General features: G+C 62.0%; 3 protein-coding genes and 1 pseudogene. 3 read left to right on the top strand and 1 reads right to left on the bottom strand.

Features of this window, described 5'->3' with window-relative positions; all coding sequences use genetic code 11:
* Positions 1 to 192 (bottom strand): hypothetical protein (locus AUC71_RS20160; protein ID WP_204376629.1); only part of this gene is annotated, 192 nt, incomplete at its 3' end.
* Positions 193 to 675: 483 nt separating this feature from the next.
* On the opposite strand from AUC71_RS20160, the gene coxB reads away from it, so the two are divergent.
* From coxB to AUC71_RS04560, 3 genes and pseudogenes are all read left to right on the top strand, one after another.
* On the top strand, positions 676 to 1497 hold the full coding sequence (gene coxB / locus AUC71_RS04570) for a cytochrome c oxidase subunit II (protein WP_069623307.1): 822 nt from the start codon (positions 676 to 678) through the stop codon (positions 1495 to 1497).
* 77 nt (positions 1498 to 1574) lie between these two features.
* Positions 1575 to 3185, top strand: coding sequence for a cytochrome c oxidase subunit I (gene ctaD / locus AUC71_RS04565; RefSeq protein WP_069623306.1), 1611 nt, complete (start codon positions 1575 to 1577; stop codon positions 3183 to 3185).
* A 39-nt stretch (positions 3186 to 3224) separates the two neighbouring features.
* A pseudogene (locus AUC71_RS04560) lies at positions 3225 to 3414 on the top strand (heme o synthase); the annotation flags it as partial.

The following is a 3414-nucleotide window of genomic DNA, read 5'->3' as shown; positions in this document are numbered from 1 at the left end:
TGACCTCGCCACGCCCCGTGAGTCGTCGCGCACCACGGCTCCCCGGCCCGGTGCGCCGGGGGAGGCATCCGGCGCCGCGCCTTGCGCGCTCACTTGGCTGCCGAATCCGAGCAGAAACGCCAGCGTCAGGCCGAGCGTCGCGAGCGTGCGGCGCCTTGGGCCGTGTGAGTCGGATCTGGGCGTGAGGGCCATGGGCATCAGAAGGACCGGCGAGCGCGCCTTTGCAAGTGCGAATACGAGTCCGCACTACTAGATCGCGACCCGGGTCCTTGTGAAGCGGCGATGTGCGGCATGGAAAACGGCCATCGCCGAGTAATGGGGCCAAATTTCGGCGGGATCTTCTGACCGAAATCTGCCACGGTCCGGAAAGTGCCGTGGTAAGGGCTTGAAACTCAACGTCAAGCGTGCATTTGCCGCACGGGCAAACTGAATCATGAGTGTTGCCAATCTATATCCTTTATGATTTTAAAAACACAAAAGAACTCCAGCTACATCGCTGATGCGGGCTGGCAGAAAGAACGGATCAGCGGGGGCGACGCCTAAATTCTGCGCCTATAGTATTTGCGCCGCCCTTGCGAGAAGCGGTGTGGGCGAGGTTGCCCATGCCCAACGAAAATCGCGCTGCCCCTCACTTCTGGGAGGGCCGGCCCGGGAGCAGGCTTTAGGAGTGAAGGGATGGCGATCTTCCATCGTGCATTGACGGTTCTTGCTGCGCTTGTCGGCCTCGCCGCGAGCGGTTCTGCCTTCGCCGGCATGGGGCAGCCGTCCCCATGGCAGTTGGGCTTCCAAGGGGCGACGCCCGTCATGGAGCAGATCACCGACTTCCACACCTACGTCACCATCATCATCACCCTCATCGCGCTCTTCGTTCTGGCGCTGATGATTTACGTGATGGTGCGCTTCAATGAGCGCCGCAATCCCGACCCGTCCCGGACCTCGCACAACACCCCGCTAGAGGTTGCCTGGACGGTGATCCCGATTCTCATTCTCGTCGCCATCGCCATTCCGTCGTTCCGGCTGCTGTTCGCCCAATACGACTTCCCGAAGCCCGATGTGACCATCACCGCGACCGGCAGCCAGTGGTACTGGAGCTACGAGTATCCGGATGAAGACATCCGCTTCGATTCGATCATGGTGCCGGAGGCCAATCTCAAACCCGGCCAGCCGCGTCTCCTCAGCGTGGACCGCGAAGTGGTCGTGCCCGTCGGCGCCAACGTCGTCGTCGGCCTGAAATCCAACGATGTAATTCACGACTGGGCCGTACCGTCCTTCGGCGTCAAGCTCGACGCCGTGCCGGGACGCCTTCAGCAGACATGGTTCCGCGCCGAGAAGGAAGGCTGGTACTACGGCCAGTGCTCGGAGTTGTGCGGCCGCAATCACGCCTTCATGCCGATTGCCGTTCGTGTCGTCTCCCAAGACGAGTACGATGCTTGGCTCGCCGAGAATAAGACGGCCGCAATCGATACGGAAGGCAAGGTGGCGGCCACGCAAGACTAAGCGGCGGCCGACCAATCGACAGGCGGTCTAGGACGACCGAGAGCGCAAGAAGACAAGGACGATAAGGGAAGACAGTCATGGCTCACAACGCCCAGGCAGAAGCCGCTCATCACGATCACGACGATCATCCATATGGCGTGGGTCGCTGGCTGTTCTCCACCAACCACAAGGACATCGGCACGATGTACCTTGTCTTGGCCATCATCGGAGGCATCGTCGGCGGTCTGCTGTCGATGGGCATGCGCGCCGAGCTCATGGAGCCGGGCATGCAGATCTTCGGCAATCCCGAGCTGTTCAACGTTTTCGTCACCGCGCACGGCCTCATCATGGTGTTCTTCATGGTGATGCCGGCAACCATGGGCGGCTTCGGCAACTGGATGATGCCGCTCATGATCGGCGCGCCCGACATGGCCTTCCCGCGCATGAACAACATCTCGTTCTGGCTGCTGGCCATGGCCTTCGTGCTGCTCGTCCTGTCGCTGTTCATGCCCGGTGCTCCGGTTTCGACCGGCGTCGGCGGCGGCTGGACCATTTACGCGCCGCTGAGCACCTCGGGCACGCCCGGTATCGCCATGGACTTCGCCATTCTGGCAATCCATCTGGCCGGTGCTTCCTCGATCCTCGGCGCCATCAACTTCATCACGACCATCTTCAACATGCGCGCACCCGGCATGACCCTGCACAAGATGCCGCTCTTCGTGTGGTCGGTTCTGGTGACGGCCTTCCTGCTGCTGCTGTCGCTCCCGGTGCTGGCCGGCGCCATAACCATGCTGCTGACCGACCGCAACTTCGGCACGGCGTTCTTCGATTCCGCTCATGGCGGCGATCCGCTGCTGTGGCAGCATCTATTCTGGTTCTTCGGCCACCCGGAAGTGTACATCCTCATTCTTCCGGGCTTCGGCATCGTCAGCCAGATCGTGGCGACCTTCTCCCGCAAGCCGGTGTTCGGCTATCTCGGCATGGCGTACGCCATGGTCGCCATCGGCGTGATCGGCTTCGTCGTCTGGGCGCATCACATGTACGCCGCGGGCCTCGACGTGAACACGCAAGCATATTTCGTGTTCGCCACCATGGTCATCGCCGTACCCACGGGCGTGAAGATCTTCTCGTGGATCGCGACCATGTGGGGCGGCTCGCTGTCGTTCAAGACGCCCATGCTCTGGGCGCTCGGCTTCATCTTCTTATTCACCATCGGCGGCGTCACCGGCGTGGTGCTGTCGAATGCCGGCGTCGACCGCTCGTACCACGACACCTATTATGTGGTGGCCCATTTCCACTACGTGTTGTCGCTTGGTGCGGTCTTCTCGCTCTTCGCCGGCTGGTATTACTGGTCGCCGAAGATGACGGGCTACATGTACTCCGAGGCGATCGGCAAGCTTCACTTCTGGCTGATGTTCATCGGCGCGAATCTCGCCTTCTTCCCGCAGCACTTCCTCGGTGCCGCCGGCATGCCGCGCCGTTACGCGGACTATCCGGATGCCTATGCGGGCTGGAACTTTGTCTCCTCGATCGGCGCCTATATCGCGTTCGCTGGCTTCCTGGTGTTCCTCTACGGAATCATTGCTCAGTTCGCGCGCAAGCAGAAGGCCGCCGACAATCCTTGGGGGCCGGGCGCCACGACGCTCGAATGGACGCTGCCTTCGCCGCCGCCGTTCCACACCTTCAATACGCTGCCGCGCATCAAGTGAGCGTGCAGCGAATCGAGAGGCGCTTGAGTGAGTAGTTCGATGTCCGACGCCGCCATCCAAGCGATTCCAGGCAAACTCGACATCGCCCCCGGGGGCGATGTCGCCGATTATGCCGCGCTGCTCAAGCCGCGGGTCATGTTCCTCGTGGTGTTTACCGCGCTGGTCGGCCTGGTCGCCGCACCCGGCACCATGCATCCGGTGCTGGCCGTTGCGGCGCTCGCCTGCATCG

The sequence above is a fragment of the Methyloceanibacter marginalis genome (assembly GCF_001723295.1).
GTDB lineage: Bacteria > Pseudomonadota > Alphaproteobacteria > Rhizobiales > Methyloligellaceae > Methyloceanibacter > Methyloceanibacter marginalis.
This window is presented reverse-complemented; position numbering and strand designations above follow the sequence as displayed.